Raw genomic sequence first — 26,419 nt, 5'->3', positions numbered from 1 at the left:
CAGAATCCGGAGACTGGTCCAGGAATTGGAAAACGGCCCCGTCCCCGCTTGCCCCCTCCCTTCCAATCCCTTGCAATGACTGGAATGGGCGCATGACGCCCTCCACGGCACAACAGCTGCACTGTTGTTGTGCATGCCAGGTAAAATCCTCCTCCTCGATTCGAAGCCCCCGGTTCGTGGGGCGACGGCGCGTCACCTGACGGCCGCGGGCTTCACCGTCCTCACTGCTCGCACGGACTCCCAGGCTCGCGGCCTGCTGGATACGAATCTGTTCGACGCGGTCCTCATCGACCACCCCTTCGGCCGGCCCGGCATGGAAGAAGGTCTGCGCTTCGCGCGCGACCTGCGCCTGCACGACTCGCACATTCCCATCCTGTTGATGACGGCGCTGCCCCTGGACGAGGTGCGGCACTCGGCGTGGAGCAGTGGCATCACCAAGCTGCTGCCCAAACCGCAGCTGATGCCGGTGCTCATCCTCCACCTGTCCGCGCTCATCCCCGCCGCGGCCAACGAGGACCAGCCCCAGCCCATCCCCATGCGGTGAAAATCCGGGCTGCCGTTATTGTCTGTTCCGGTCCGGATTCCGGAAAATGGATCCGCAAGCTGGACAAGCGCGCGCGGCGGACGTGCTTCCGCCGGGCCAAGTGGCTGTAAAGACTTCACCGCTTTATTCCCGGGGCCCTGGCCCCTCCCTTGCTCATGCCTCCTCGTGTGCCCCGGAACCTGCTGATCGTCGACGATGAAACGGTCCTGTGCTGGGTCCTGGGCCGCTTCTTCTCCAGCGCCGGGTACGAGGTCGACTCGGCCACGGACCTGAACGAGGCCCTGGAGCGGGTGAAGCGCGGCCGGTACGACCTGGTCATCAGCGACCTGCGCCTGAGCGGAACGCAGTCCGAGGAAGGGCTCATCATCGCGGAGCGGGTGCGCGAGTCATCCCCTGCCACGCGCATGGTGCTGCTGACGGCGTTCGCGACGCCGGAGCTGGGGACGCGTGCGCAGGCGCTGGGCGTGGACCTGGTGCTGAGCAAACCCCAACCGCTGCCGGACCTGGCGGAGCACGTCTCGCAATTGCTGGAAGCTCCTCGCTAGGAAGACGCGCGGTGGGCGGATCCAGATTCCGGAAAGTGGATCCGCAAGCTGGACAGCGCGCTCCGTGCGAGCACGTCGCCGAGTCCAAGCGCCGGAGCGCGGCATCGCGGGTCTGGTCGACACCGATGGCGACGGGAAGATCGACGCGCTCGACATCGACAACGACAATGACGGCCTGACGGATGGCGAGGAAGACGTGAACCACGACGGCATCACCCAGCCCCCGGAGACCGACCGCCGCAAGGCCGACACGGACGGCGACGGCCTGATGGATGGCATCGAGATGCGTGGGCGGAACCCCACCCACCCGCTGGCCAGCGACACGGATGGCGACGGGCTGTCAGCCTGCGAGGAGGACGCCAACGCCATCCGCGACGCCAACGAGTCCGGCCCCAACAACGCGGACACCGGCGGCGGTGGCATCCCCGACGGCGGCGAGGTGAAGGGCGGCACCAACCCGCTCGACGCCGACGATGACTTCCAGGTGCTGGGCCTGCTGTCCGTGCCGTTCCTCGGGCGTCGCCGCCGGTTCGGCATGGGCCGGGGGCTGGCGCTGACGGTGGCGGCGGGCCTGTCGCTGGGCGTCGCGTCGCGTGCACAGGCCCAGGTGTCGGTGTCGCAGGCCATCGACGTGCAGCAGTACAAGCCGGGGCCTGGCGCGTACGACGTGCTCGGGCTGAACAGCGCCCGCGTCGCGCCGCACCTGACGTGGAACGTGGGCGCGTCACTCAACTACGCGCACCAGCCGCTCAACTTCTACGACCCGCGCGAGGAGAAGTTCGTCTACCACATCGTGGAGCGGCAGGTGTCGCTGGACCTGATGGGCGCGGTGTCCCTCTTCGACCGGCTGGAGGTGGGCCTGGTGCTGCCGCTGACGGTCACCGGCTCGCAACCCGCGGGCCCCGTGTCGGAGCAGTTCGCGAACGGCGTGGGCACGGCGGGTCTGGGCGACCTGCGCGTGGTGCCCAAGCTGGCGCTGCTGTCAAAGGGCGCGCTGAACCTGGCGGTGGTCGCGCCCTTCACCCTGCCCACCGGCGGTGGCGACCACTTCGTGGGCGCGGACGGGCTCACCTTCCAGCCGCGCGTGGCCGGTGAGTGGGCCACGCCGTCGCTGCGGTTGCTCGCCAACGTGGGCGTGAACCTCCGCAAGGCGCAGGACCTGCGCAACCTGCACGTGGGCAACGAGCTCGCGTTCGGCGTGGGCGCGGAGGTGCCCATCACCCAGGCGCTGTCCGCGCAGGCGACGGTCGCGGGCGCGGTGGGCCTCCAGGAGTCCGACAAGGAGGAGTTCCCCCTGGAGCTGCTGGGCGCGGTGAAGTACCGCTTCGCCCAGGGCTTCGCCGCGCACGTGGGCGCCGGGCCGGGCCTCTCGCGCGGCTACGGCACGCCCGCCTTCCGCGTGCTCGCGGGGCTGGCCTACACGCCGGGCGGCACCCCGGCCCCGGTGGGTGCCGCGCGGCCCCCCACCTGCGCGCTGGGCCCCGAGGACTTCGACGGCTTCCAGGACGACGACGGCTGCCTGGATCCGGATGACGACAACGATGGCATCCCCGACGTCAACGACATCTGCCCCACCGAGCCGGAGACGGTGAACGGCTACCGCGACGACGACGGCTGCCCGGACACGGTGCCCGAAACGAAGCCGGCCTCGGAAGGCGCCCCGCCCCCGGCCGCGCTCGCCCTGCCGTCCGCTTCCGGCGACACGGACGGCGACGGCATCCCGGACGCGGAGGACCGCTGCCCCACCGCGCCCGAGGACAAGGACGGCTTCGAGGACGAGGACGGCTGCCCGGATCCGGACAACGACCGGGACGGCATCCCGGACACGGAGGACCAGTGCCCGCTGGAGGCGGAGGTCATCAATGGGGTGAATGACGACGACGGGTGCCCGGACAAGGGCGCGTCGAAGGTGCGCCTGGAGGGGACGCGCATCGTCATCCTGGACAAGGTGTATTTCGCCACCAGCAAGGACGTCATCCTGCCCAGGTCGTTCCCGCTGCTGTCGCAGGTGGCCTCCATCCTGCGCACCCACCCGGAGCTGGACCTGGTGCGCGTGGAGGGCCACACCGACAGCCAGGGCGACGACGCGAAGAACCTCGACCTGTCACAGCGGCGCGCGAACACCGTGCGCGACTGGCTGGTGAAGAACGGCATCGCGGCGGAGCGCCTGGAGGCGGTGGGCTATGGTGAGACGAAGCCGGTGGACACCAACGCCACGGCGAAGGGCCGGGAGAACAACCGCCGCGTGGAGTTCAACGTCCTGAGGACCGCCGGCCAGGCGGAAGGAGTGTCGCCGTGTGGAAGGCGGGAGTCCCCCTGATGCTGTCGCTGCTGCTGTCGGCCTCGCCTGTCGCGGGGCTCGCGGCGGAGGCGGCCAGCGCCTGCGGCGGGCTGACGTTCGACAACGGGCGGCTCACGACGGGCCAGCCCCTGGAGGTGAAGGGGCCCCGGACGGAGGCCTGCCTGCGAGAGGTGGCGGAGGCCGTGAAGGCGCGCCCCGCCATCCGGGGCCTCACCGTGGCCGCGAAGCTGCCGGACGCGGAGCGGCTGGACGGCCAGGGACTGGCGGTGGCGAAGGCCGCGGCGGAGGTGCTGGTGCAAGCCGGCGTTCCCCGCACGCGCGTGTCCTTCGTGGCGCCCCCGGCCGACGCCAACACCCCGGGCCGCCTGCAGCTCGCGTACGTGGAGCGCCCGGCGCAGGTCGCGGTGGCCCGGCTGCGCACGGCCAGCGGACAGGTGACGGCGAGCACCGGCGAGGGACAGCCCACGCCGCGTCTCACGGGAGACTCGTTGTACGCGGGCGAGCTCGTGGCGACGGATGACGCCGGCCGGGCGGAGCTGGCGCTGGCGGACGGCAGCGTCCTGTTCCTGTCCCCCCGGAGCGCCGTGCGCCTGGGCACGCTGGAGCTCACCGCCGAGCGCCAGCGCAAGGTGCTGTTGGATCTGGTGAAGGGCACGGTGGAGACGCAGGCGGCGCCAGGCGGCGCGGGCTCCACCTTCGAGGTGCGCACGCGAGGCGCGGTGGCGGGCGTGAGAGGCACGCGCTTCCGCGTGTCCCAGCAGGAGGACGGGACCAGCCGCGTGGAGACGCTGGAGGGCAAGGTGGCCCTGGGCGCGGCAGCAGCCTCCGTGGACGTGGACGAGGGCTTCGGCTCACGGGCCCGGCCTGCCCAGGCGCCGGAAGCGCCCCGTGCGCTCCTGGCGGCTCCGGCGCTGGAGCGGCCCCGGGGCGGCACGTACCCGAAGGCGCCCTCGCTCGTCTGGAAGGCCGTGCCGGGCGCGAAGGTGTACCGGGTGGAGCTGGGGACGACGGCGGACTTCGTGGGCGAGGTGAAGGTCCAGGATTCGGCCAACCCCACGGTGGACGCGGCGGCGCCGGACGCGGGCAAGTGGTTCTGGCGGGTGCTGGCGGTGGATGCCGACGGCTTCGTAGGCTACCCGTCGAAGATCTTCAGCTTCGACGTCGCCAGGTGAGATGACGCTGCCAGCTCGCGGTCCCAGGTCCTCGTGGCTGTCCTCCCCCGCCCTGCCTCGGTGGCTGGGCGTGGGCGTGGGCCTGCTGCTCGCGGTGGGCACGGCGGTGACGGGCGGCGCGCCGGGCCCGGGAGAGCGGGCCCTGTACGACTTCGCGGTGAGCCGGCTCTTGCCGCCGCTGCCTCCCACCGCGGAGCTGGTGCTGGTGGAGGTGGACGACCGCGCGCTCGCGGCGCTGGGCGAGCGCTGGCCGCTGTCGCGCGCCACCTGGGCGAAGGCCTTCCAGGCGCTGGCGGCATACCGTCCCAACGCGGTGGTGGTGGACGTCCTCTTCGACGCGCCGGAGTCCCGCGACGCGCTGGACCTGGGCGAGGACGTGCTGGAGCGCCTGCGCGCGACGGGGCTCGCGGACACGCCCGCGGGCGCCTCGCTGGCCCACGACCTGGAGGCGAGGCTGCACGCGCAGGACGGCGACGCGCGGCTCACGGAGGCCTTCTCCGGGGTGGGCACCGTCATCCTGGGCAGCATGGCGCTGGAGGAGGACACCGGCGGCGTGCCCGTGCCGGGAGATCCGCTGACGCCGGTGCCCCTGGACGCGGACCGGCTGCGGCTGGGCGCGATGGGGCTGTCCACGAACCTGGCCCCGCTGCGGCTGGCGGCCTGGGGCAGCGGGATGCTGAACGTGCTGCCGGACGCGGACGGCGTCATCCGGCGCTATCCCTACGCGGTGCGGGTGGGTGGCAAGGCGTGGCCCTCGCTCGCGCTGGCGACGGCGCTGCGCCTGTGGCCGGAGCGCTCGGAGGCGCTCCTGCGCGTGGCGTCCACCGACGACGGCGCGCCCCTGATGCGGCTGCCCTCTCCGGACTGGCTGCCGCGCGTGAGCCTGGCGGACGTGCTGTCCGCGGGGCCGTCCTCGGTGGGGCTGGACCTGGCGCTCCGGGAGAAGACGGTGTTCGTGGGCGTCACCGCCACGGGGCTGCACGGCCAGAGCACCCTGCCCGGCCAGCTCGCGGTGCCGGGCGTGGAGATCCACGCCTTCGCGTTGGACAACCTGCGCACCGGCAGGGTGCTGCGATCCACCCGTCCCGCGGAGCTCCTGGGACTGGTGGAGACCGCGCTGGTGCTGGCCCTGCTCCTGTGGCGCAGGGGCCGCGCGAGGAGCCTGGGCGCGGTGGTGGCCCAGGCCTCGGTGCTCGTCGTCATGCACACGGTGTTCGTGGGCTGGCTCCTGGCGGACCCGGGCTGGGTCGTGCCGCTCCTGCCCGCCGTCGTGGGCGTGGGGCTGGTGACGTTGGCGGAGGCCGTGGCGCGCACCGAGGACCTCCAGCGGCAGAGCGGCGCCCTCAAGCGCCTGTTCGGCCGCTTCCCCCGGGAGACGGCCCTCTCGCCTTCCGAAGCGCGCGACGCCGGAGCGGCCCCGGACGCCTCACGCTCGCGGCCGGGAGAGCCCCGGTCCTGACCCAGGCGCCCGCGATCGTGGAAACCCACGAGGGCGCCCTGCACCGTCGTGCCCATGGACGGGCGGCCCTCACTTGGACAAAGGGCCAGGGTACGCAACGGCGACACGCGTGGCAGCATGAGCGGACCGACATGCCTCGCTACGCCCTCATCGCCGAACCGGATCGCCACCGTGCCGCGGGACTGATCGCGCTCGCGCAACAAGAGGGGCTGGAGGGCGTGGTGGCGCGCGATGGCGCGGAGGCCCAGGAGCTGGTGCGCCAGCGCGGCTCGCCCACGCTGCTGGTGACGGACCTGGCGCTGCCCCGGGTGGATGGGTTCGCGTTGCTGGCGTGGCTGCGAGGCCGCTCGGATGCGCGCCACACCGCGGTGATGGTGGTGACGGCGTTCGACGAGCTGCGCGTGCGCGCGTGGCAGCTCAAGGACGCGCTGGGCATCCACGCGCTGCTCAGCCGGCGCGCGGGGCCGGAGGCGATGCGCGACGGCGTGCGGCGCGCGCTCGCGGGCCAGCTCGCGGGCCACGGCCAGCTGGAGCTCAACACGGACGATGAGAAGCGGCGGCTCGCGCGCATCGACGAGTTGAAGCTGGTGGACCCGAACCTGCCCGACAAGGAGCTTCAGGAGCTGGTGACGGAGGTGGCGCAGGCCTTCGGGGTGCCCGTCGCGCTGCTGACGCTGGTGCTGGGGGACAAGCAGTGGTTCAAGGCGCACGTGGGGCTGCCCCCGGCGCTCGCGAAGGACCGGGGCACGCCGCGCGACTGGTCCTTCTGCCACCACGTGGTGCAGGGCCGCGAAGCACTGGTGGTGCCGGACGCCACGCGCCACCCGGTGTTCCGGGACAACCCGCTGGTGCGGGACGGCATCGTCGGCAGCTACGCGGGCGCGCCGCTCATCACCTCCAGTGGGGACGTGCTGGGCTCGCTGTGCGTCATCGACACGCGTCCGCTGATGCTGGGCCCGGAGGACCTGGCGGCGCTGCGGGAGCTGGCGGGCCGCGTGGCGGAGAACCTGGAGCACACCGCGGCGCGGGGACGGGCGGCCCCCGCATTGCCGCATCCCCGGCGTGCGGCGGAGCCGGTGCTCAACGAGGCGGCGGCGCTGGCGCTGGTGCGCGAGGCGGTGAGCGCCCTGGAGGTGCCGGTGCTGGTGGTGGCGCCGGGCCGCAAGCCCTTCGCCGCCAACGCGGCGCTGGCGGAGTTCCTGGGACTGCCGGAGGACCGGCTGTCGGGCATGGCCTTCGATTCGCTGTGCCAGCACATCGCGAGCCTGACCGCGGACCCCGGCGGCACGCTGCGGCAGCTGGACCTGGCGGCGGAGAGCTCGCGCGGGCTGCACCTGACGCTGTCGCTGGAGCGGCCCCGTCCGCGCGTGGTGCGCTGGGTGGCGAGGCCCTTCCTGGTGCCCGGTGGCATCGCGCAGCTCCTGTCGCTGATGGACCTGGGCATCGGCGCCGACCTGAAGGGCAAGCGCGAGCGGCTGTTGCGCCAGGACGCGCTCACGGGGCTGGACACCCGGCGCGTGGGCGAGGAGCGGCTGGCCAAGGAGATTGGCCGCTGCCGCCGCGAGGGCCTGCCCACCAGCCTGCTCCTGGTGGACCTGGTGGAGCTGGGCGCCGTCAACCGCACGCGCGGCTACGACGCGGGCGACGCGGCGCTGCGCGAGCTGGCCCGGCGCGCGGAGGGCCTCTGTCCTCCACCGGGCTTCGTGGTGCGCTGGACGGGGGACACCCTCCTGCTCGCGCTGCCCGGGGCGGACGCCGTGGGCGCGGAGGCCGCGCGCCAGCAGCTCCATGACGTGCCCGGCCAGCCCGCGTGCGTGTCCATCGCCGTGACGGTGCAGGGCGAGGAGGATCCACACGGCACCCTGGACCGCGCGCACGCCGCGCTGGTTCGAGCGAAGTCGGAGCCGAAGCCAGCCTCCAAGCACGACTGAAAGCAGCCCCCGGGCGCGACCGCCCGCAAACCTGTCCGACAGTCGGACAGCTTCGAAGGCATTGGCCCCCCCGGGCGCGCCTGGCGACAAGCCAGGCTGATGGGTGGGATGGCCTCCGCCTGGCAGTCCGGAGGGCCCGAGCGCCCGAGCGGTGCGTCAATGGCGTGAAAACCCAAGGGGCCCTGGCTATCGAAGGGCTTTTCCGCCCCCCGTGGCGCGAGGGTCCCCCCGATGATCCCCTTCTCCGTCCTCGACCTGTCCCCCGTCATCTCCGGGGGCGACGCCGGCCTCGCCCTCCACAACAGCCTGGACCTGGCCCGCCACGCGGAAGGCCTGGGCTACAAGCGCTTCTGGCTGGCCGAGCACCACAACATGACGGGCATCGCCAGCGCGGCCACGTCGGTGGTCATCGGGTACGTGGCGGGGGGCACGAAGACGATTCGCGTGGGCGCGGGCGGCGTCATGCTGCCCAACCACGCGCCGCTCATCATCGCGGAGCAGTTCGGCACCCTGGAGACGCTCTACCCCGGCCGCATCGACCTGGGCCTGGGCCGCGCGCCGGGGACGGATCAGCGCACCTCCGCCGCCCTGCGCCGCGGCCTGGGGGGCGCGGACAGCTTCCCGCAGGACGTGGTGGAGCTGCAGAACTACTTCAAGGACCCCACGCCGGGGCAGGCCGTGCGCGCGGTGCCGGGCGCGGGCCTGCACGTGCCGCTGTGGCTGTTGGGCTCCAGCACCTTCAGCGCGCAGCTGGCCGCGGCCCTGGGGTTGCCCTTCGCGTTCGCGTCGCACTTCGCGCCCGCGCAGATGATGAGCGCGCTGCACCTGTACCGCACGCAGTTCCGCCCGTCGGACGTGCTCCAGAAGCCGTACGCGATGATCGGCGTGAACGTCTTCGCCGCGGACACGGACAAGGAGGGGCAGCGCCTCTTCACGTCGCTGCTCCAGGCCTTCATCAACCTGCGCCGGGGCCGGCCGGGCCCGCTCTTGCCGCCGGTGGACAGCATGGACGGTCAGCTCAACGAGATGGAGCTGGCGGAGATCGAACACATGCTGGCGTGCACCGTGGTGGGCTCACCGGACAGCGTGCGCGACGGCCTCCAGTCCCTCCTGGAGCAGACGGGGGCCGACGAGCTGATGGTGACCGCGCAGATTTTCGACCACGCCGCGAGGCTGCGCTCCTATGAGATCGTCGCGCGGGTGCGCGAGCAGCTCACGGCCGCTGACACGCGGCCCGCACCGTCCCCGCAAGCCGTGCGATGAGCTGGGCGTCGTGGCTGCCGAAGACGCGGCGCGAGCCGCCCGGCAGCCCCAGCACCAGGTAGTGGGTGTCCTCCACGACGAGCAGCGCGGCCATGGACGTGAAGAGGCCCAGGGCGGTGAGGACGAGCCCCGCCTCGTACGCGCCCCTCAGCGCCGTCACGCTGACGGACAGCCAGGACAGCAGCGGCAGCCCCAGCGCCCCGGCCAGCCCCACCGCGAGCAGGTAGGGCCACACCTTCGGGGTGCGGCGCGAGGTCTCCACCCGGATAACGTCGCGCAGCGCCCAGCTCTGGCCACCCACGACGAGCCGCTCGGCGGTGACGCGGACCTGGCCGGCCTGGAAGAGGGAGGGCTCCCCCGCGTCCGACACCGGAGCCACCGGTCGGCGCTCCACTTCACGCAAGGGGACAACGGGACGCAGCACGGTGACGACGGCCATCGGTTCACCCATGGGTGGTCTCCAACAGAGGAAAGTGCGAGCGCAGGAGGGCGCGAAGCTCATCGAGCGGGCTGCCCAGCGCGAAACATGCCCGGGCCCCCTGACACAGGGCGTGGGACACCAGGCGCTCGTCCGCGAAGGGCAGGAGGACGACGACGGGCGCGGCGGCGGCGCAGTCCCGCGCGCGCGTCATCACCGGGAGGATGGCCTCCCCGCGCTCCACGTGCGCCAGCACCAGGTCCGGCCGGGCCGCGTCCCCCGCGTCCAGAAACAGGGCGATGCCCAGGTCGCCCAGCACGTCCGCCAGAAGCGAGGCCAGGGACTCATCCGCACCGAGCAGCAAGGCCCGGGTTGTGCGCAGGGACACCACGGTCCCACGTCACAGCAAGCTACATGCCGGAACCACCGTCCCCCTGGGCCACCGAGTGATCACCCGTGGACCGTGGCAATCCGCCACGGGGGGCTGGCGGATTGCCACGCGGGCCTAGTTCAGGGGGCTCGTGCCTGGAGCGTCGTGCGGCGGCGGGGGGACGTCCCAGGAGGAGGAGCCCGCCCGCGGAAGCTCGAACCAGAACGTGCTCCCCTTCCCGCGCGTGGACGTGACACCCACCCGGCCCCCGTGCCCTTCCACCAGCTTCTTGACGGTCGCGAGCCCCAGCCCGAGCCCTTCGGCGATGGCGCTGCTCCCCTTGACGCGGAAGTACGGCTCGAACAGGGAGGGCAGGAGCTCCGGCGTGATGCCCGGCCCCGTGTCGCTGACGCGGGTGCGAATGAAGGCCCCCGTGTCCTCCACGCGGAGGGTGACCCGCCGGGTCGTCGCATCGCCCATGTACTTGATGGCGTTGCGGATCAGGTTGCCGAGCAGGCTCAGGTAGACGCCGGTGCTGCAAGCCACCAGGACCGGCGGAACGGGCTCGTGACGCAGCTCGATGCCGGCCTGCTCCGTCTCCGCCGCGAAGCCGCCCAGCAGGTCGGCGATGATCGCCCGGGGTTCGGCCCGGGCACCGGGATCCGGCCGGGCTCCGGAGCGGGCGAAGTCCAGGAGCGCGCCAGTGATGGCATCCGCCCGCGAGAGGCTCCGGATGACGCGCTTGAAGGGCGCGCGGGAGGATTCATCCGGGGACTTGCGCAAGCCGAGCTCGGCGGCCATCCGGGCCGATGACAGCGGGTTGCGGATGTCGTGCGCGACGCGGCCCGCGAACTGCTCCAGCTCCTCCGCTCGCGCTTCGACGAACTTCGTGTGCGCGTCCGCGAGCGCGCGGCGTCCTTGCAGTTCGCGATGGAGCAACCACGCCACGACCCCGGCCAGGATGCCGCACACGGCGTGGAGGCTCGTGCTCAGCCACACGGCTTCGCGGCGCGCTTCACGGATGCGCTCCGCCAGCTCCCGTCCCCGGACCGCGTTCCATTCGATGGAGCGCGTGATGTCCTCAAGGAGGTGCCGGCCCGGAGGTTCGACTTGTTGTTCGAACAGCGCCCCCTCCGCCCCCTCCCGCATGGATGCCGCGTCCGTGCGGGCCTGCTTGACCGCGGCTTCGAAGCGCGACCAGGACTCCTGCACGTCCCGCCTCACCGCCTGCTCGCCCGGGAGCGCCGTCAGGTCCAGGTACTCGCTGATGCCCGCCCTCGCCTCCGACAGGGCCGTCTCCAGCTCCCGGTCCAGCTCCCCCCGGTGCGTCGGCTCATTGATGAACCGGGCGAGGACCAGCTCGGCCTCCAGCACGGCCCTGCGGACGAGCGCGAGGTGCTCGATGCTCGGCGCAGAGTTGTAGATGATCTTATTGGAGAGATCGCTGATGACCCCGGACGATCGCTGGACGATCCAACTGGTCACGAAGAAGCTGCCCACGACGGCGGCGAAGGCGAGGAAGAGCAGCTTCCACGACACTTCGGTCCCGGCGGGGCGAGGCGTGGGCATGCCCATTCCATGGGCCCCCGCTGCCCGTGCGGCAACCCGGCGAAGGCTCTTTCACGGACGTTCGTCCGGCCGCCCGGCTGTCAGCCCGCGCGAGGAGACAGCCCGCTCACCGCTCCCGCTCGCGGCGATGGATGGTGGACACATCGATGCCCAGCAGCTCCGCGGCGCGGGTCTTGTTCCCGCCGCAGTGCTGGACCATCCAGTGGATGTACTCCCCCTCCAATTTGCGCAGGGTCCACACGCCCTCCCGAGCCTGGGCGAAGGGCGTGGCCTCCTCCGCCGAGGGCACCGGCGCGTGGGGCCGCAGGTCCTCCAGCGTCACCGTCTCCCGAGGGACGAGCACCACCAGCCGCTCCACCAGGTTCTCCAGCTCGCGCACATTGCCCGGCCAGGGCATGGCACCCAGCGCGGCCACCACCTCCGGTGACAGCGACGTCACGCGGGAGCGCGGGTTGCGCGCTCGAGAGCGGGCGGTGAAGTGCTCCACCAGCTGCGGGATGTCCTCCCGGCGCTCCTTCAGCGAGGGCACCCGCAGCGTGACGACGTTGAGCCGGTAGAAGAGGTCCGCGCGGAAGCGCCCTTCCCTCACGCGCGCCTCCAGGTCCTGGTGCGTGGCGGCCACCACGCGAACATCCACCGTGCGGCTGGCGTCCGAGCCCACCGCGCGCACCTCGCCGTCCTCCAGGATGCGCAACAGCCGCGCCTGGAGCTCCGTGGGCATGTCGCCAATCTCGTCCAGGAACAACGTGCCGCCGTGCGCCTCCACGAACAGGCCGCGCCGCACGGACGTGGCTCCGGTGAAGGCGCCCTTCACGTGGCCGAACAGCTCGCTCTCCAGCAGCGGCCCCGGTAGCGCGGTGCAGTTGACGGCCACGAAGGGGTTGGACGCGCGAGGGCCCTCGACATGGAGCGCGCGGGCCACCAGCTCCTTGCCGCTGCCGCTCTCGCCCCGGAGCAGCACCGGGGCCGCCGCGTGCGCCACCCGGTCGATGAGTTCGTACAGCCCGCGCATGGGCGCGCTCTTGCCCACCAGCGCGCCCAGGCCGGAGCGCTCCTGCGACGCCTGCTTCAGCGCACGGTGCTCCGCGCGCAGCCGGCGGTCCTCCAGCGCGCGGCCCAGGTACAGCCGCACCTCGTCCAGGCGGAAGGGCTTGGTGAAGTAGTGGTACGCGCCCCGGCGCATCGCCTCCACCGCGCTCTCCACGCCGCCGAAGGCCGTCATCAGCAGCACGGGCAGCTCCGGGTCCACCGCGCGGGCGGCGTCCAGCACGTCCAGGCCGTCCACCTTCTCCATGCGCAGGTCGGTCAGCACCGCGTCGTACACGCGCGAGCGGATGAGCGTCAGCGCCTCCTGCCCTCCGGTGGCCAGGTCCACCGTCCAGCCCGCGTCGGCCAGCGGCTCCTGGAGCATGCGCCCCATCTCCACGTGGTCGTCCACCACGAGGATGCGCGCGTCAGACGGCAAGTCGCTCGGCATTTCGTTCCTCTGGGACAGCGCGCGCCACCGGCCACAGCACGGTGACGCGGGTGCCCTGCCCCGGCGTGCTCTCCAGCTCCACCCGTCCGCCGTGGTTGCGCACGACGTGGGCCACCATCGTCAGCCCCAGCCCCGTGCCCTGACCACGCTTCTTCGTGGTGAAGAACGGATCAAACACCTGGTTGAGGCGCTCCTTGGGAATCCCGCACCCGTCGTCGCGCACGGTGAGCGCGACCAGGCCCCACGTGCCTTCCTCCGGGCCCGCCAGCGCGGAAGCCGAGACCTCCACCGTGCCGCCCTCGCTGCACGCATCGCAGGCGTTGAGCGTGAGGTTGAGCAGCACCTGCTGGAGCTGATCCGAGTCGGCCGCCAGCGCCGGCACCGACTCCGGCACGTCCACGCTCAAGCTCACCCGCCGCCGCTCCGCCTCCACCTGCAACAGCTCGTGCACGCTCCGGGCGAGCGGCCCCAGCGCCACCGGCCGCACCATCGCGGGCTGCAGGCGGGAGAAGTCCAGCAGCTGGCGCAGCGTGCGGCTCACCCGGTCGATCTGCTCGACGATGACGCCCAGCCCCGGCCCTTGAGGATGCGACGGACCCAGCTTGCTCTGCACGTACTCCGCCCGGCCGCGCACCACGCCCAGCGGCGTGCCGATCTCATGCGCGATGCCCGCCGCCAGCACGCCCACCGTGGCCAGCTTCTCCGCGCGCAACAGCTGCGTCTCCAGCGCGCGCACGTCGCTCAGGTCCTCCACCACCAGCAGCGCGCGCGTCTCCTCCTTCGGATCCTCCGCGGTCAGCGGCACCGCGTGCAGGTTGTACGTGCCCTCTTCACCGAAGAGCGCCAGCGGTTCGCCCAACAGGCTCAGCGGCCGGTCCTCCCGCCGCGCGGACGCCACCAACGCTGACAGCCGCTCCACCACCGGCTCCGGCGCCCCGGGAAACGCGGACGCCAGCGGAGCACCTGTCACATTGCCGGGCACGCGCGAGCGCAGGGCCTGGTTGACGGCGCTGATCCGCCCGTCCTCCGTCAGCGCGAGGACGCCCGTGGGCAGATGGTCGAGGATCTTCCGCGTCCGATCATGGAGCGCGGCGAGCTGGGCCGCGTGCCGGCGGCTCTCCATCAGCGCCACCGCGCGCCGCCGCGCCAGCACCACGTACACCGCGAAGGCCACCAGGAAGAACGCCACCAGCGCGCCCGCGCCCAACAGCCGCACCACCAGCGACTGCTCATGCGAACGCAGCGCCGCGGTGGACACCAGCGTCGCCACCGCCCAGTGACTGCCGCCGCGCATGCGGATGGGCGTGTAGACGGCCACCACCTCCGCGCGCCCCAGCCCCAGCCGCTCCGCCTCCAGTTCGGACAGGGGCAGCATGCCGCGCGCGCCCGCCTTCAGCCGGGACACCAGGAACGCGAAGCCCGGCACGCCCGAGTCCTTCTGGCTCGCGCGGCCGAACCACTCCGTCAGGGCCGGGTCGCTCGCGGGCGTGGGCTGGCCGTGCGTGCCCACGAGCAGCATCCGAGCCTCCAGGTCCGACGTGACGATGCGCAGCGGCGCGAAGAACGACTCCGTGTCCACCAGCACCGCCACCGCGCCCTCGGGCTTGCCGTCCGTCGCGGGCAGCGCCGTGGCCAGGATGCGCAGCCAGCCGCCGTTGGCCGCGTCCAGGCTGGGCGACGTGGTGAGGTCGCCCGGCGGACGCTGCAACGCGCGGCGCGCCGTGTCGGCCATCTCCGCCACCAGCCCCTCGCGCGACACCTGCGCGTCCGGCTTGCGATCCAACAGCAGCAGCCGCTCCGCGCCGTCGCCGTCGTACGCCGCGATGGCCTTGTACTGACCCACTGCCTCCAGCAGCGCGCGCAGCTCCCGCCGGTGCTCCGCCAGGGTCCCCGGCTGGGACATCAGCTCACCGGCGAAGCGCAGGTTCTTGCCCACCTCCTCCAGCGAGTCCGTGACGCCGCCCACGGCCTCGTCCAACTGCTTCTGCCGGTCCCCCGCGAACTGCTCCACCAGGGTCGTCCGGCTGCGCTTCACCAGGGTCCAGACCCCCACCCCCACGCTCGCCAGCGCGGCGCACAAGAGGAGGATGGGCAGGAGCGTGGACCGCATGGGAGGCCCGCAACCTAACCCGTTGGGTGGTCCCAAGTCCTTGTTTCCAAAAGCATTTGTCCCACCAGCCCTCCGGTACTTGCCCGTTGACGAAGCGCGTTGCCGAGTGCTACCTACCGGTCGGTAGGTGAAGTGACCTACCGGTCGGTAGGTGGTTTCAGCCCGGCGGGAGCAAGCAGGCCGGCAAGGGAAGGCACGCATGACACCCACGGGGCGCAAACCGGACGAGGGCGAGCGGTACAGGGCCATCCTGGAGACGGCGGCGCGGCTCATCTGCGAGCGCGGCTACGAGGGCACGTCGATGCAGGAGATCGCCGCCGCGTGCCGGATGACCAAGGCGGGGCTCTACCACCACATCCAGAACAAGGAGCAGCTGCTCTTCGCCATCATGAACTACGGCATGGACGTGTTCGAGGAGCAGGTCCTCGGGCCCGTTCAGGACGTGGCGGATCCGGTGGAGCGGCTGCGCCAGTGCATGCGGCAGAACATCCACCTGGTGACGAGCGGCCGCAGCAAGGAGGTCATCATCATCCTCCACGAGCACGCCACGCTCACCGGTGAAGCTCGCGAGTACATCGACCGGCGCAAGAAGCGCTACGTGCGCTTCCTGGAGGATGCGTTCGCGGAGGCCAACCGCCTGGGCCGCCTGCGCGGCGTGGTGGACCCCACGGTGGCGGCGTTCTCGTTCCTGGGGATGATCCTCTGGGTCTACAAGTGGTTCAAACCGGACGGGCGCCTCACCGAGGAGCAGATCGCCGACGGCATGGTGGAGCTGCTCTTTCCCTCCGCCGCTTCGGCCGTGAGCGCCCCGGCCCCTTCGGCTGAAGACGCGCCCGCGCTGCGCATGGTGCCGCGCGCCGCTTCCGGTTCCAGCTCCGGTTCTGGAGGAGAGCCCCAGTGAACCGCGCCCGTTGGAGTTCCCTGTCGGAGGCGGTGGCCTCCATCCCGGACGGCGCGTCGATCGCGGCCGGCGGGTTCATGCTGGGCCGCGCGCCCATGGCGTTGGTGCTGGAGCTGGTGGCGCAGGAGAAGCGCGGCCTGCAGCTCATCTCCCTGCCCAACCCGTTGCCGGCGGAGTTCCTGGTCGCGGGCGGGTGCCTCAAGCGCGTGGAGCTGCCCTTCGGCGCGCTGGTGCTGGAGAACCGCGTGCGTCCCCTGCCCTGCCTCAAGCGGGCCATCGAGGCGGGCGAAATCGAATGGCGCGAGCACGACGGCTACCGCGTGGTGCAGCGGCTGCGCGCGGCGTCCATGGGGCTGCCCTTCATCCCCGCGCCGGACGCGGACGTGTCGGAGCTGGCGGAGGTGGACGCGCCGCGCACGGTGGAGGATCCGTTCACGGGCCGCCGCGTGCCGGTGGAGCCCGCGTACTACCCGGACGTGGCGCTCATCCACGCTCGGGCGGCGGACGACAAGGGCAACCTGCTGATTGAAGACCCCACCACGGACCTGCTCGTCGCGGGCGCGGCGAAGCGGATCATCGCCACGGTGGAGGAGCGCGTGCCGAAGCTGTCGCGCGTCACCATCCCCGCCTTCCAGGTGGAGCGCGTGGTGCTCGCCCCCGGCGGTGCGCTGCCCACGGGCTGTCTGGGCAAGTACCCGCATGACGACGCGATGCTCGCGGCCTACCTGGCCGCGGCGGATGCGGGCGACGCGAAAGGCTTCCTCATGTCGCTGCGCGCGACCCGGAGCGCGGCATGATGACGACGACGGTGGACGCGACGCCCGCGGAGGCGGTGGTGTCGCTGCTGGCGCGGGAGATTGAAGACGGCTCGGTGGTGGCCACGGGCGTGGCGTCGCCGCTGGTCATCCTGGCCATCGCGGTGGCCAGGGCCACGCATGCGCCGGGGCTGACGTACCTGGCGTGCGTCGGTTCGTTGGACCCTGAGCTGCCGGAGCTGTACCCGTCGTCCGAGGACCTGCGCTACCTGGACGGCCGATCCGCGGAGGTGAGCATCGCGGACCTGTTCGACCACGCCCGGCGCGGCCGGGTGGACACCGTGTTCTTCGGCGCGGCCGAGGTGGATCCGGCGGGCCGCACCAACATGTCGGCGTCCGGCACCTTGGAGAAGCCGCGCACCAAGTTCCCCGGCGTCGCTGGCGCGGCCACGCTGCGCCAGTGGGTGAAGAACCCGGTGCTGCTGGTGCCCCGGCAGTCGCGCCGCAACCTCGTCCCCCAGGTCCAGGTGGCCACGACGCGCGACCCCAGCCGTCCGGTGCGGCTCATCTCCGACCTGGGCACGTATGAGCTGGGCGGACCCCGTGGGGCGCGGCTGTTGGCGCGTCACCCCTGGGCCACGGTGGACGGCATCGCAGAGCGGACCGGCTTCGAGTTCGCGGTGCCGGACGCGCTGCCCGTCACCTCCCTTCCGGACGCGCGCACGGTGTCGGCCATCCGTGCGCTGGACCCCCGCAACCTGCGCGACGCGCTCGTCGGCGGCTGAAGCACATCTCCCCCAATCTTCAAGCAACACGGAAAAGAGGCACCGCATGGAAGCCGTCGTTCTTCGCCAGTTCGGGAGTGCAGAGAACCTGCGTCTGGAGACCGTGCCGGTGCCCCGGCCGGGCAAGGGCGAGGTGCTGCTGAAGGTCCACGCGTGCGGCGTCTGCTACCACGACGTCATCAACCGCCGCGGCAACCTGCCCCGCACGCACGTACCCGCCATCCTGGGGCACGAGGCCGCGGGCGAGGTGGTGGAGGTGGGCCCGGACACGGTGGGCTGGAAGGTGGGCGACCGCGCGGCGACGCTGCAGCGCATGTCCTGCGGCGAGTGCGCGCTGTGCCTCTCCGGCCGCAACAGCCTGTGCAAGACGGACAATCGCTTCTTCGGCGAGGAGCTCCAGGGCGGCTACGCGCAGTTCATGGTGGCCCCGGTGCGAGGCCTCGGCCGCGTGCCGTCCGACCTGCCCTGGGCGGTGGCCGCGACGGTGTGCTGCACCCTGGGCACCGCCGTGCACACGCTGCGCACGCGGGCGAAGGTGAAGGCCGGTGAGACGGTCCTCATCACCGGCGCCAGCGGCGGCGTGGGCCTGGCGGCCGTGCAGCTGGCCAAGGTGGACGGGGCGCGTGTCATCGCCATCACGTCCGGAGAGGCGAAGGTCTCGGCCCTCAAGGAGGCCGGCGCGGACGAGGTGATTGTCTCGCGCGGCCTGGACTTCGGGTCGGAGGCGCGCAAGCGCACGCAGGGCCAGGGTGTGGACGTGGCGGTGGAGATCGTCGGCAGCGCCACCTTTGATCAGACGCTCAAGGCCATGGCGCCCGGTGGACGCGTGGTGGTGGTGGGCAACCTGGAGTCCGGGGTGGTGAACCTCAACCCGGGCCTGGTCATCGTGAAGGAGCTGGAGATTCTTGGCGCGTACGCGACCACGCGCGAGGAGCTGGACGAGTCGCTGCGGCTGACGGCCAAGGGCCTCGTCCGTCCCTTCGTGTCGGAAGAGGTGGCGCTGGCGGACGCGGGCCGCGCGCACTTCCGGCTGGAGAACCGGGAAGTGGCGGGCCGGCTGGTGCTGGTGCCCCCGGCGGCGTGAGGCCGTCTGGATTCGCGACCTTTTGACTTGAGGAGTTCCCCATGAAGAAGCGGGTTGGAATCGAAGCGCTGGCGGTGGCGGTCCCCCGGCGGTACGTGGACATCGAGGACCTGGCGCGGGCGCGCGGCGTGGACCCGGCGAAGTTCACCGCGGGCCTGGGCGCGAAGGAGATGGCGGTCAACGACCCGGGCGAGGACTCCGTGTCGCTGGCGGCCACGGCGGCCGCTCGGCTCATCCAGCAGCAGGGCGTGGACACCTCCAAGCTGGGCATGCTGGTGGTGGGCACGGAGACGGGCGTTGACCATTCCAAGCCCATCGCGTCGCACGTGCACGGCCTGCTGAAGCTGCCGCGCGGCATGCGCACGTTCGACTCGCAGCACGCGTGCTACGGCGGCACGGCGGGTCTGATGGCGGCGGTGGAGTGGATTGCGTCCGGCGCGGCGGCGGGCCGCTCCGCGCTGGTGGTGTGCACGGACATCGCGCGCTACGGCCTGAAGACGGCGGGCGAGCCCACGCAGGGCGGCGGCGCGGTGGCGCTGCTGGTGTCGGAGACGCCGGACCTGCTGGCGGTGGACGTGGGGCTCAACGGCGTGAGCACCGCGGACGTGTACGACTTCTGGCGGCCGGTGGGCCGGCGCGAGGCGCTGGTGGACGGGCACTACTCCATCACCTGCTACCTGGACGCCATGGCGGGCGCGTACCGGGGCTGGCGAGAGCGCGCCATGGAGCAGGGGCTGGTGCGGTGGGACTCGAAGCTGCCCAGCGAGCAGCTGGCGCGCATCCTCTACCACGTGCCCTTCTGCAAGATGGCGCGCAAGGCGCACGCGCAGGTGCGGCTGTGCGACCTGGAGGACTCGGCCAACGGGCCGGCCACGCCCGAGGCGCGCGACGAGGCGGCGAAGTCGCAGGCCAGCTACGACGCGCAGGTGGCGAAGTCGCTGGGGCTGAACGCGCGGGTGGGCAACGTCTACACGGCGTCGCTGTACCTGGCGCTCGCGGGCCAGCTGCACGCGGAGGGCGCGGCGCTGGCGGGCCAGCGGATTGGCCTGTTGTCCTACGGCAGCGGTTCCTGCGCGGAGTTCTACACCGGTGTCGTGGGTGAGAAGGCCGCGGAGCGCATGGCCCGCGCGGACCTGGACACGGTGCTGGCGAAGCGCGAGCGCGTGTCGGTGGAGGAGTACGAGCGGCTGATGAACCTGCCCTACGACGCGCCGGAGGCGATTGCCCCGGAGCCGGGCACGTTCCGGCTGGCGGAGATCCACGAGTTCCGCCGCAAGTACGCGGGGGCGTAAGGCCTGCGCTGTTGATGTGAAGTCCCACGGGCGATGCGCGCTTCGCGGCGTGCATCGCCCGTCTGCCTTTCCTTGGCACGTTGCCGAACCGGCTTGATAGGGTTTGTGGACAGCGCAGAGGCCGGGCTGCCGACACGGAGGTTGCCATTGAATGCGGAGCGATTGCGGCGGTTGTTCGCCAGGGCCTTGAAGGCATCACTGGCCACGCCGCTTGTGATTGCCGGTTGCCACGGCGAACGGCACGTAAAGCCGGACGTGCCCGCTGGCCGGCTGGCGACGAACTACCGACGGATCCGGTGCGTGGAGGCTCCTCCGAGGGAGGGGTACCCCTTCTTCAACGCCGTCCCCGGGATCGACAGGGCGTGGATGGTGCCTGTGCCGGACTTCGTCGAGTTGAGGCGGCATTCGTACACCTGGGAGTTCGTCGCCGACACGTCACAGCCCCGGCGACCTGGTGGAGGGCAGCCAGTCCGTGTCGAGCGGAAGCGAATCCCTGGCTTCCAGTCCGTCTTCACCACGGGAAACGCTTGCGAGACGGCCGTCAACAAGGAGGCCTGTGGGGAAGCCCTCCAGTCGCAGGACAACGGAGGCATGGAAGGCTTTGGAGGTGAGTGTCTTGGCGGCGCCCTTTCGACGTGTACTGCCCATTACGTGGTGACCACCCGGGGCGATGACGTGAGGAGCTACAGGACGAGGGATTCGATCAGGCAGGTGCTGGGCACCATCGACCGGGAGGAGGAGGCCGCACTCCTGGCCTTCGCGGCCGGCCACGCTGTCTGCCCCTCCACCGAGTTCCCGTCATCGGTCGGCGTCAATCCCGACGAGGGCTTCACGGTCCTGGTGGAGCAGGGCCATGATTGTGACGAGAAGCAGGAATGGTTGTCTCGGAAGCCGGTGCGGATCTCGTCCTCGGGAGAAGTGGTCGAGTACAAATCCTTCAGGGTCAAGATCGGCGATACGGGCTGCTATCCCGGCAGAAGGCCCGTGGGACTCCAGGAGGCACAGGCTGAGGACTGCGAGGACGCCCGGGGCGCCTGGTTCGCCAATGCCGCCCGGCTGGAGGCCGCGTCCGTCCATGCCTTCCTCCGGATGCGCGAGGAGTTGGCGCTGTACGGCGCGGGCTCCGACTTGCAGGACGCGGCGCTCGCCAGCGCGGAGGACGAGGTCCGGCACGCGGAGGTGACCACCCGGATCGCGCTGCGCTTCGGGGCCGTGCCTCCCGTGCCCTCCGTGGCCGACGTGCCGTTGAGGTCCTTGCGCGAGGTGCTGCTCGACAACGTCGTGGAGGGGTGCGTGCGGGAGACCTACAGCGCGCTGCTGGCCCACCATCAGGCGCTGCACGCGGAGGACGCGGAGATCCGCGAGGCCATGGTTCAAATCGCCGAGGATGAAACGCGCCACGCGGGCCTGTCCTGGGACATCGACGCATGGGCCGCGCCCAGGCTGTCCGAGGAGGACCGCTCCGCCCTTCGGGAGGCCCGGCGCCAGGCCCTGGCCGTGCTTCGCGCGGAGATGACCGTGCCGCTGGACGCGCGCCTCTCCGCGGAGGCCGGGCTGCCTTCACCGGAGGTGGCACTGGCGTTGTTGGACTCGCTGGAGCAGGAACTCTGGGCCTGAGCCGGGCCATGTCCCAAACCACCGGGGTCGCGTGTCCAAGTGGAGCGGGCCCGGTGGCCGCGCATCGCCCTTGAGGGAACCATGAACGTGGATCGGCTGCGGCTTCTCTTCTCCCGTGCTCTGCGGGTCTCTCTGGCCACGCCCCTGCTGCTCACGGGATGTCAGGGAGAACCCGTCGTGGAGCCTTCGCCGAAGCCAGAGCCCACGAAGCCAGAGCCCTCGAAGCCAGGGCCCACGAAGCCCGAACCCATCGACCTGAGCCAGCACTCGGACGTCTCCTGCGTGAACGGCTTGCCAGTCCTCACCGGATTGACGATTGCCCCGGCTCCGGATGTGCTCCAGCTGCGAACCATCATCCACCGGTACCCTCCCTCTTCGCCCCCGGACGCCCAGCTCATTTCGTCGGAGGGCGAACCCTGCGCGACGGCGACGGATCCCCAGGCGTGCCTGGACCAGCTCGATGCGCTGAGCATCGCTCAAGGCTTCCCGAGGATTTGTGGTTACAGCATCGAGTGCTTCAAGAGCTTCCTCGTCACGACCCGCGGCGACGAGGTGACGACGTACACAACCGCGGACGCCGTCCGGGCCCTGCTCGGCGGCATCGACACCCCGGAGGAGGCCGCGCTCCTGGCCTACGCCTCGGGCTACGCCCTGTGCAGCCACCCTGCCTACGAGCGCGGGAAGGTGCGGGCCCTTCCGGACGGGACCTTCAGCGTCGTCAGCATCCAAGACTACGACTGTGAAACGAACGTGTACGAAACCCGGCACGACCTGAAGGTCACGCCGTCCGGTGTCGTGACGGAGGAAGGCACGTTCCCTCTCAAGGAAGGCACGCCCGACTGCGTCGTAGGCCGCAGGCCCGTGGGACTCCAGCGCGGCCGGGCTGGGGACTGCGAGGACGCCAGGGGCGGCTACTTCGCGAACGCAGCCCGGCTGGAGGCCGCCGCCATCCATGCCTTCCTGCGCCTGCGCGATGAACTGGCCCTGCATGGCGCGAGCGGTGAGTTGCAGGACGCGGCGCTCGCCAGCGCGGAGGACGAGGTGCGGCACACCGAAGTCACCCTGCGGCTGGCCCACCGTTTCGGCGCCACGCCGGTGCCTCCGGCCGTCACCTCCCTGCCGCTGCGGCCCTTGAGCGAAGTACTGCTCGACAACACCGTGGAGGGCTGCGTGCGGGAGACCTACGGCGCGCTGGTGGCACACCATCAGGCGCTGCAAGCGCGCGACCCGGAGATCCGTGAAGCCATGGCGTGCATCGCCGACGACGAGACCCGGCACGCGGGCCTGTCCTGGGACATCGACGCATGGGCCATGCCCGGCCTGTCCACCGAAGCGCGAGCCTCCCTCCACGAGGCCCGGCGGCAGGCCATCGCGGTGCTGCGCGCGGAGGTGGCCGTCCCGCTGGACGCCGAGCTCACCGCCGATGCCGGGCTGCCATCGCCCGAAGTCGCCGCGGCGCTGCTGGACTCGCTGGAGCAGTCGCTCTGGACCTGAGACGCCCCGTGCTCTCCTTCCGGCTCACAACCCCAGGAAGGTGAGCACCGCCGCCAGGTCCTCGTCCGACAGGGCCTCCCGGCTGTAGAGCGGCATGGTGCCGCCGACGCCGAAGAAGTTGCCATGACGCAGCTTCTCGATGACCACGAGCCGCCGTGAAACGCCGGGGAAGAGCGCGTCGTAGTCGTCCGTCACTTCCGGCAACACCGACGCGAACGTCGTCAGCCGCCCCTCCCCTGTGTGCGTGGCCCCATGGCACGTCTGGCAGGCGGCGCGGTACACGGCGCCTCCCCTTCCGGCATCACCAGCCGGCACGTCCTGGATGTCCTTCACCACCGTGAAGGGCAGCGCGGGTGCGTCCGCGGCCGGGCTGATCCGCACCAGGTATTCGTACAGGGCCCGCGCCTTGGGGTCCTCCCGCGTGAGGGGGGACACGCCGCGCATGAAGCCCAGGTAGCAGAAGTTCACCGCGCTCAGCAGGTCCGTCTCGTAGCCGCCCCACCACGTCTGGCGGAACGCCACGTTCTCCAGCGGGTAGCCCGCGAGCATCCGGTCCGGATCGGGCGTGGCGCTCGTGGCGTGGCAGGTCGCGCAGGAGAAGCTGTTGAACTGGCTGTCCGACAGCCGGGCATCCTGGAACAGCGTCTCACCGAACTCCGCCGCGGGCGTCGCGCCGCCACAGCCCGCCAGCAGCGCGCCCAGCACCCAGAGCCACCTCATGGCCGGCTCCTCAGCAGCGCCACCGAGTCAGGGAAGAGCCCCACCTGGACCGTCTTCACCACCCGCCGCTCCTCCAACGACACGACGTGGAGCGTGCCCGGCCCCACGTGGTCGCCCTCGCAGACCACGAGCGCATGGCGCTCATCCGGCGTCAGCATCAACTGGTGCACGTTGAGGCAGCCGCTGGGCGACAGCGGAATCTCCCCGGGCACCGCCTCCGGATGGGCTGCATCGATGATGGCGATGGAGTCCACCGACTGGTACGGCATGTAGAGCGTGCGTCCGTCGGACGTGAAGGCACCGAACATCGGCGCGCCCTGCAGCCACACCGTGCGCTGGGGATCCATCGTGAGCGTCTCCGGATCCAGGTACTGCACCGCGCGGCTCGCGAGCGAGCTGACCCACACCGCCCCCGTCGTGGGCGACACCGTGAGCGCATAGGGCTGATGAAGGGGGCGCACGGCCGTGCCGGTGTTGGCCGCCACCTTCACGCGGCGCACCGGGTGGTCCGCCTGCTCCAGGTCCACGATGGCCACTTCGTCCGACCAGCAGGCGACGTAGGCACGGCGCCCATCCAGTGACAGCCGGACCGCGTGGGGCGCGGGACAGACGGGCACCATCGCCATGCGCGTCATCGTCCGCGCGTCGAGGATGGCCATCCGTGAATCCATCTCCGCCTCCGTGCCTCCCCTCCGGGCCACCTCCGCGATCTTCAGCAGGTCGAAGTGCGTCTGGAAGAGCGTCCGCCCGTCCGCGCTGAGGATGACGTCGCCCGGGTTGGGATCCACGCGCGCGGAGCCCACGACGGCGTGGGTGGTCGCGTCCAGTTTGAGGCAGTAGCCATCCGCCTTCCCCGAACCATGCGTCCCGTGCGGTCCGGAGCCGGAGCCGGGCACGTAGTTGGAGATGCCCACGTAATAGAAGTCACTCTCCGGCGAGACGGCCGAGTGGTGCGGCCCCTCCAGCTCCACCGGGTTGAGCCCCACCGGGACGCGCGCCAGCTCTCCCCAGGTGGGAGACTCCATCCCGTCCAGGTCCAACAGGCTGAGGGTGTCCTCCAGGTTGTTGGTGATGATCAGCCGTCCGGCGGGCCCCACGGGCGGCAGCGGCGCGGACACCGGCCACGGCGCTTCGACGCCGTACTCCAGCTCCGGCACATGGAGCGGTCCCGTGTCCGTCTCACCACAGGCCCCGAGCACGCCCACCGACAGGGCGAGCAGCAGCCAGGACCGCGCCCCGACAGCGCGCTTCGTACGAGCCAGTGAGACCGTCATGACCTGCGGCTCCGCGCCAGCGGGTCCCTTCGGGAACGGCGCCCCCACACCGTCGCGAGCACCAGGAGCGCGCCCGGCACCAGGCCCGGCGACGCGGCGCAGCCATCCGGGGACGCTGGCGCCACGGGCTGCTCGGAAGGGCCGGCGTCCTGCGTGGGCCCCACGCCCCCGTCCGGAGCCGCGCCGTAGAGCTGCGCCAGCTGCGGCCACAGGGCCGGGCACCGCTGCTGCACGGGCGTCGCGGCGGGACAGAGGTGCGCGCCCTGCACATCTCCGAGCTTGAACATCGGCTCCCAGGTCGTGCCCTCGTCCGCGCTCTTCGCCAACGCCCAGCCGCCCGTCCAACCCGAACCACAGCCATAGAGCGTCCCGTTCCGCTTCAGCGCGCAGGCGTTCCCGTTCGGCTCCGCGAGCTCCGTGAAGGGCCCGTCATCCTGCCCCCGGAAGAGGCGGGTCGTCGTGGAGACCCAGACCGTGCTCCCGTCCGGGGACGCCTCCACGCTGGAGATGCGCTCGTAGGTGTCCATCACCGACGTCAGCGTGACGCCACCGTCCGTGCTCTTGAGCAGCCAGTCGCGCCCCTGGGCGGAGATCTTCGCCCACAGCACGTCCGGTGACGCGTCGCTCACGCGCAGCAGCACCAGGTCATACGGGAGCTTCAACGCGGTGAGCGGTTGGGGCAGCCGCGTCCAGACGCGCCCGCCGTCATCGCTGCGCGCCAGGAACTGTCCTTCCGCGTCCTGGCCCGAAGCGTAGAGGCGCAGCGGATCCGACGCGGCGATGCGGATGGCGGAATAGCGGGAGCCCGGCGTCGGCGCCAGCGCCTGGACCCAGGACTCCCCGCCGTCCTCGGAGCGGTACAGCCCGTTGTTCAGGGACGGCCGCCCCGTGCTGACGTACAGGAACCGCTCGTCCGTCGGGTGCACCGCCAGCCCCGTGACCCACGTGTCCTTGAAATAGGTATGCGGCGCCCACGAGCAGCCGCTGTCGTCGGAGCGGATCAGCGCGCTCCCCGTGGCGGCCATGATGGCCCCGCCAGACAGCCAGAAGTAGCGCTCCGGACGCCAGATGGCGATGCCCATGCCCTCCGGGCAGATCCACCGCCAGTTCGTCCCCTGGTCGCGGGAGATGAGCGCGCCGGAAGCGTCACCCATGATCCAGTCGTCCTCGTGCCCGCGGCGCACGCTGATGCTGCTCGCCTCGTCGGGCATGCCCCAGTGCGCCCCGGCCGGAGCCGCCCACAACGACAGGAGCAGCGGCAGCCTCCAGGACAGGAGGATGGATGTCTTCTTCACGGTGAGGCTCCAGCGCGGAGAGGAAACAACGAGCGGCCGCTC

General features: G+C 71.6%; 22 protein-coding genes. 14 read left to right on the top strand and 8 right to left on the bottom strand.

Going from position 1 to position 26,419, the window contains the following annotated elements; translation table 11 throughout:
* Window positions 1-133: 133 nt before the first annotated feature.
* The 7 genes from D7X99_RS24910 (at window position 134) to D7X99_RS24880 (ending at window position 9,216) form a co-directional block, all read left to right on the top strand.
* The gene (locus tag D7X99_RS24910; RefSeq protein WP_147476252.1) at window positions 134-544 is read left to right on the top strand and encodes a response regulator transcription factor; all 411 of its coding nucleotides are present in this window, start codon (window positions 134-136) and stop codon (window positions 542-544) included.
* Between the two features lie 155 nt (window positions 545-699).
* Window positions 700-1,089, top strand: coding sequence for a response regulator (locus D7X99_RS24905; protein ID WP_121779961.1), 390 nt, complete (start codon window positions 700-702; stop codon window positions 1,087-1,089).
* Window positions 1,090-1,624: 535 nt separating this feature from the next.
* A complete protein-coding gene (locus tag D7X99_RS24900) occupies window positions 1,625-3,409 on the top strand; it encodes an OmpA family protein (protein WP_171805239.1) in 1,785 nt (594 codons plus the stop codon).
* Entirely contained in the window at window positions 3,385-4,563 is a 1,179-nt protein-coding gene (locus D7X99_RS24895) for a FecR domain-containing protein (RefSeq protein ID WP_233613708.1), read from the top strand. The genes D7X99_RS24900 and D7X99_RS24895 overlap by 25 nt, the downstream gene beginning before the upstream one ends.
* 1 nt (window position 4,564) lies before the next feature.
* Window positions 4,565-6,022, top strand: coding sequence for a CHASE2 domain-containing protein (locus D7X99_RS24890; protein ID WP_121779960.1), 1,458 nt, complete (start codon window positions 4,565-4,567; stop codon window positions 6,020-6,022).
* 131 nt (window positions 6,023-6,153) lie between these two features.
* Window positions 6,154-7,953 (top strand): diguanylate cyclase, encoded by a 1,800-nt coding sequence (locus D7X99_RS24885; protein ID WP_121779959.1) that lies wholly within the window; start codon window positions 6,154-6,156, stop codon window positions 7,951-7,953.
* Between the two features lie 231 nt (window positions 7,954-8,184).
* A complete protein-coding gene (locus D7X99_RS24880; RefSeq protein ID WP_121779958.1) occupies window positions 8,185-9,216 on the top strand; it encodes an LLM class flavin-dependent oxidoreductase in 1,032 nt (343 codons plus the stop codon).
* Here the strand turns inward: D7X99_RS24880 and D7X99_RS24875 are convergent.
* From D7X99_RS24875 to D7X99_RS24855, 5 genes are all read right to left on the bottom strand, one after another.
* Window positions 9,167-9,667 carry a DUF6232 family protein gene (locus tag D7X99_RS24875; protein WP_147476251.1) on the bottom strand — a complete coding sequence of 167 codons (501 nt, stop codon included), beginning with the start codon at window positions 9,665-9,667 and terminating at the stop codon, window positions 9,167-9,169. The genes D7X99_RS24880 and D7X99_RS24875 overlap by 50 nt on opposite strands.
* Window positions 9,660-10,022, bottom strand: a complete 363-nt coding sequence (locus tag D7X99_RS24870) for a DNA-binding response regulator (protein WP_233613706.1) — start codon at window positions 10,020-10,022, stop codon at window positions 9,660-9,662. Before D7X99_RS24870 ends, D7X99_RS24875 begins: the two co-directional genes overlap by 8 nt.
* 117 nt (window positions 10,023-10,139) lie before the next feature.
* Window positions 10,140-11,573, bottom strand: coding sequence for a HAMP domain-containing sensor histidine kinase (locus D7X99_RS24865; protein ID WP_158627065.1), 1,434 nt, complete (start codon window positions 11,571-11,573; stop codon window positions 10,140-10,142).
* A 106-nt stretch (window positions 11,574-11,679) separates the two neighbouring features.
* A complete protein-coding gene (locus D7X99_RS24860; protein ID WP_121760543.1) occupies window positions 11,680-13,038 on the bottom strand; it encodes a sigma-54 dependent transcriptional regulator in 1,359 nt (452 codons plus the stop codon).
* Complete coding sequence (locus tag D7X99_RS24855; RefSeq protein ID WP_121779954.1) at window positions 13,028-15,160, bottom strand: ATP-binding protein; 2,133 nt, start codon at window positions 15,158-15,160, stop codon at window positions 13,028-13,030. The genes D7X99_RS24860 and D7X99_RS24855 overlap by 11 nt, the downstream gene beginning before the upstream one ends.
* A 199-nt stretch (window positions 15,161-15,359) precedes the next feature.
* Here D7X99_RS24855 and D7X99_RS24850 point away from each other — a divergent pair, with 199 nt between their 5' ends.
* From D7X99_RS24850 to D7X99_RS24820, 7 genes are all read left to right on the top strand, one after another.
* The gene (locus tag D7X99_RS24850) at window positions 15,360-16,061 is read left to right on the top strand and encodes a TetR/AcrR family transcriptional regulator (RefSeq protein ID WP_120594357.1); all 702 of its coding nucleotides are present in this window, start codon (window positions 15,360-15,362) and stop codon (window positions 16,059-16,061) included.
* On the top strand, window positions 16,058-16,858 hold the full coding sequence (locus D7X99_RS24845) for a CoA transferase subunit A (RefSeq protein WP_121779953.1): 801 nt from the start codon (window positions 16,058-16,060) through the stop codon (window positions 16,856-16,858). The genes D7X99_RS24850 and D7X99_RS24845 overlap by 4 nt, the downstream gene beginning before the upstream one ends.
* Entirely contained in the window at window positions 16,858-17,601 is a 744-nt protein-coding gene (locus D7X99_RS24840; protein WP_121779952.1) for a CoA-transferase subunit beta, read from the top strand. The genes D7X99_RS24845 and D7X99_RS24840 overlap by 1 nt, the downstream gene beginning before the upstream one ends.
* 46 nt (window positions 17,602-17,647) lie before the next feature.
* On the top strand, window positions 17,648-18,685 hold the full coding sequence (locus D7X99_RS24835; RefSeq protein WP_120577163.1) for a zinc-binding dehydrogenase: 1,038 nt from the start codon (window positions 17,648-17,650) through the stop codon (window positions 18,683-18,685).
* Between the two features lie 41 nt (window positions 18,686-18,726).
* A complete protein-coding gene (locus D7X99_RS24830) occupies window positions 18,727-19,977 on the top strand; it encodes a hydroxymethylglutaryl-CoA synthase family protein (protein WP_121779951.1) in 1,251 nt (416 codons plus the stop codon).
* Window positions 19,978-20,688: 711 nt separating this feature from the next.
* Window positions 20,689-21,594: a ferritin-like domain-containing protein gene (locus tag D7X99_RS43880; RefSeq protein WP_233613703.1), complete on the top strand. Its 906-nt coding sequence runs from the start codon at window positions 20,689-20,691 to the stop codon at window positions 21,592-21,594.
* Window positions 21,595-21,675: 81 nt separating this feature from the next.
* Window positions 21,676-23,088 carry a ferritin-like domain-containing protein gene (locus tag D7X99_RS24820; protein WP_121779949.1) on the top strand — a complete coding sequence of 471 codons (1,413 nt, stop codon included), beginning with the start codon at window positions 21,676-21,678 and terminating at the stop codon, window positions 23,086-23,088.
* Between the two features lie 24 nt (window positions 23,089-23,112).
* Here D7X99_RS24820 and D7X99_RS24815 read toward each other — a convergent pair whose 3' ends face one another.
* From D7X99_RS24815 to D7X99_RS24805, 3 genes are read right to left on the bottom strand one after another with little or no spacing between them, the layout of a single operon-like run.
* Window positions 23,113-23,808 carry a c-type cytochrome gene (locus tag D7X99_RS24815; protein WP_121779948.1) on the bottom strand — a complete coding sequence of 232 codons (696 nt, stop codon included), beginning with the start codon at window positions 23,806-23,808 and terminating at the stop codon, window positions 23,113-23,115.
* Window positions 23,805-25,082, bottom strand: a complete 1,278-nt coding sequence (locus tag D7X99_RS24810) for a hypothetical protein (RefSeq protein ID WP_171805238.1) — start codon at window positions 25,080-25,082, stop codon at window positions 23,805-23,807. Before D7X99_RS24810 ends, D7X99_RS24815 begins: the two co-directional genes overlap by 4 nt.
* Window positions 25,079-26,377: a hypothetical protein gene (locus D7X99_RS24805; RefSeq protein WP_121779947.1), complete on the bottom strand. Its 1,299-nt coding sequence runs from the start codon at window positions 26,375-26,377 to the stop codon at window positions 25,079-25,081. Before D7X99_RS24805 ends, D7X99_RS24810 begins: the two co-directional genes overlap by 4 nt.
* Window positions 26,378-26,419: the final 42 nt, after the last annotated feature.

The sequence above is a fragment of the Corallococcus sp. AB032C genome, assembly GCF_003668935.1.
GTDB classification, from domain to species: domain Bacteria; phylum Myxococcota; class Myxococcia; order Myxococcales; family Myxococcaceae; genus Corallococcus; species Corallococcus exiguus.
This window is presented reverse-complemented; position numbering and strand designations above follow the sequence as displayed.

What these genes read in the sequence shown, in the direction of transcription:
- D7X99_RS24815 (WP_121779948.1), bottom strand. Translation starts at nt 23,808, where the DNA reads ATGAGGTGGCTCTGGGTGCTGGGCGCGCTGCTGGCGGGCTGTGGCGGC.
- D7X99_RS24885 (WP_121779959.1), top strand. Translation starts at nt 6,154, where the DNA reads ATGCCTCGCTACGCCCTCATCGCCGAACCGGATCGCCACCGTGCCGCG.
- D7X99_RS24865 (WP_158627065.1), bottom strand. Translation starts at nt 11,573, where the DNA reads ATGCCCACGCCTCGCCCCGCCGGGACCGAAGTGTCGTGGAAGCTGCTC.
- D7X99_RS24905 (WP_121779961.1), top strand. Translation starts at nt 700, where the DNA reads ATGCCTCCTCGTGTGCCCCGGAACCTGCTGATCGTCGACGATGAAACG.
- D7X99_RS24910 (WP_147476252.1), top strand. Translation starts at nt 134, where the DNA reads ATGCCAGGTAAAATCCTCCTCCTCGATTCGAAGCCCCCGGTTCGTGGG.
- D7X99_RS24890 (WP_121779960.1), top strand. Translation starts at nt 4,565, where the DNA reads ATGACGCTGCCAGCTCGCGGTCCCAGGTCCTCGTGGCTGTCCTCCCCC.
- D7X99_RS24850 (WP_120594357.1), top strand. Translation starts at nt 15,360, where the DNA reads ATGACACCCACGGGGCGCAAACCGGACGAGGGCGAGCGGTACAGGGCC.
- D7X99_RS24840 (WP_121779952.1), top strand. Translation starts at nt 16,858, where the DNA reads ATGACGACGACGGTGGACGCGACGCCCGCGGAGGCGGTGGTGTCGCTG.
- D7X99_RS24820 (WP_121779949.1), top strand. Translation starts at nt 21,676, where the DNA reads ATGAACGTGGATCGGCTGCGGCTTCTCTTCTCCCGTGCTCTGCGGGTC.
- D7X99_RS24875 (WP_147476251.1), bottom strand. Translation starts at nt 9,667, where the DNA reads ATGGGTGAACCGATGGCCGTCGTCACCGTGCTGCGTCCCGTTGTCCCC.
- D7X99_RS24855 (WP_121779954.1), bottom strand. Translation starts at nt 15,160, where the DNA reads ATGCGGTCCACGCTCCTGCCCATCCTCCTCTTGTGCGCCGCGCTGGCG.
- D7X99_RS24810 (WP_171805238.1), bottom strand. Translation starts at nt 25,082, where the DNA reads ATGACGGTCTCACTGGCTCGTACGAAGCGCGCTGTCGGGGCGCGGTCC.
- D7X99_RS24830 (WP_121779951.1), top strand. Translation starts at nt 18,727, where the DNA reads ATGAAGAAGCGGGTTGGAATCGAAGCGCTGGCGGTGGCGGTCCCCCGG.
- D7X99_RS24835 (WP_120577163.1), top strand. Translation starts at nt 17,648, where the DNA reads ATGGAAGCCGTCGTTCTTCGCCAGTTCGGGAGTGCAGAGAACCTGCGT.
- D7X99_RS24900 (WP_171805239.1), top strand. Translation starts at nt 1,625, where the DNA reads ATGGGCCGGGGGCTGGCGCTGACGGTGGCGGCGGGCCTGTCGCTGGGC.
- D7X99_RS24880 (WP_121779958.1), top strand. Translation starts at nt 8,185, where the DNA reads ATGATCCCCTTCTCCGTCCTCGACCTGTCCCCCGTCATCTCCGGGGGC.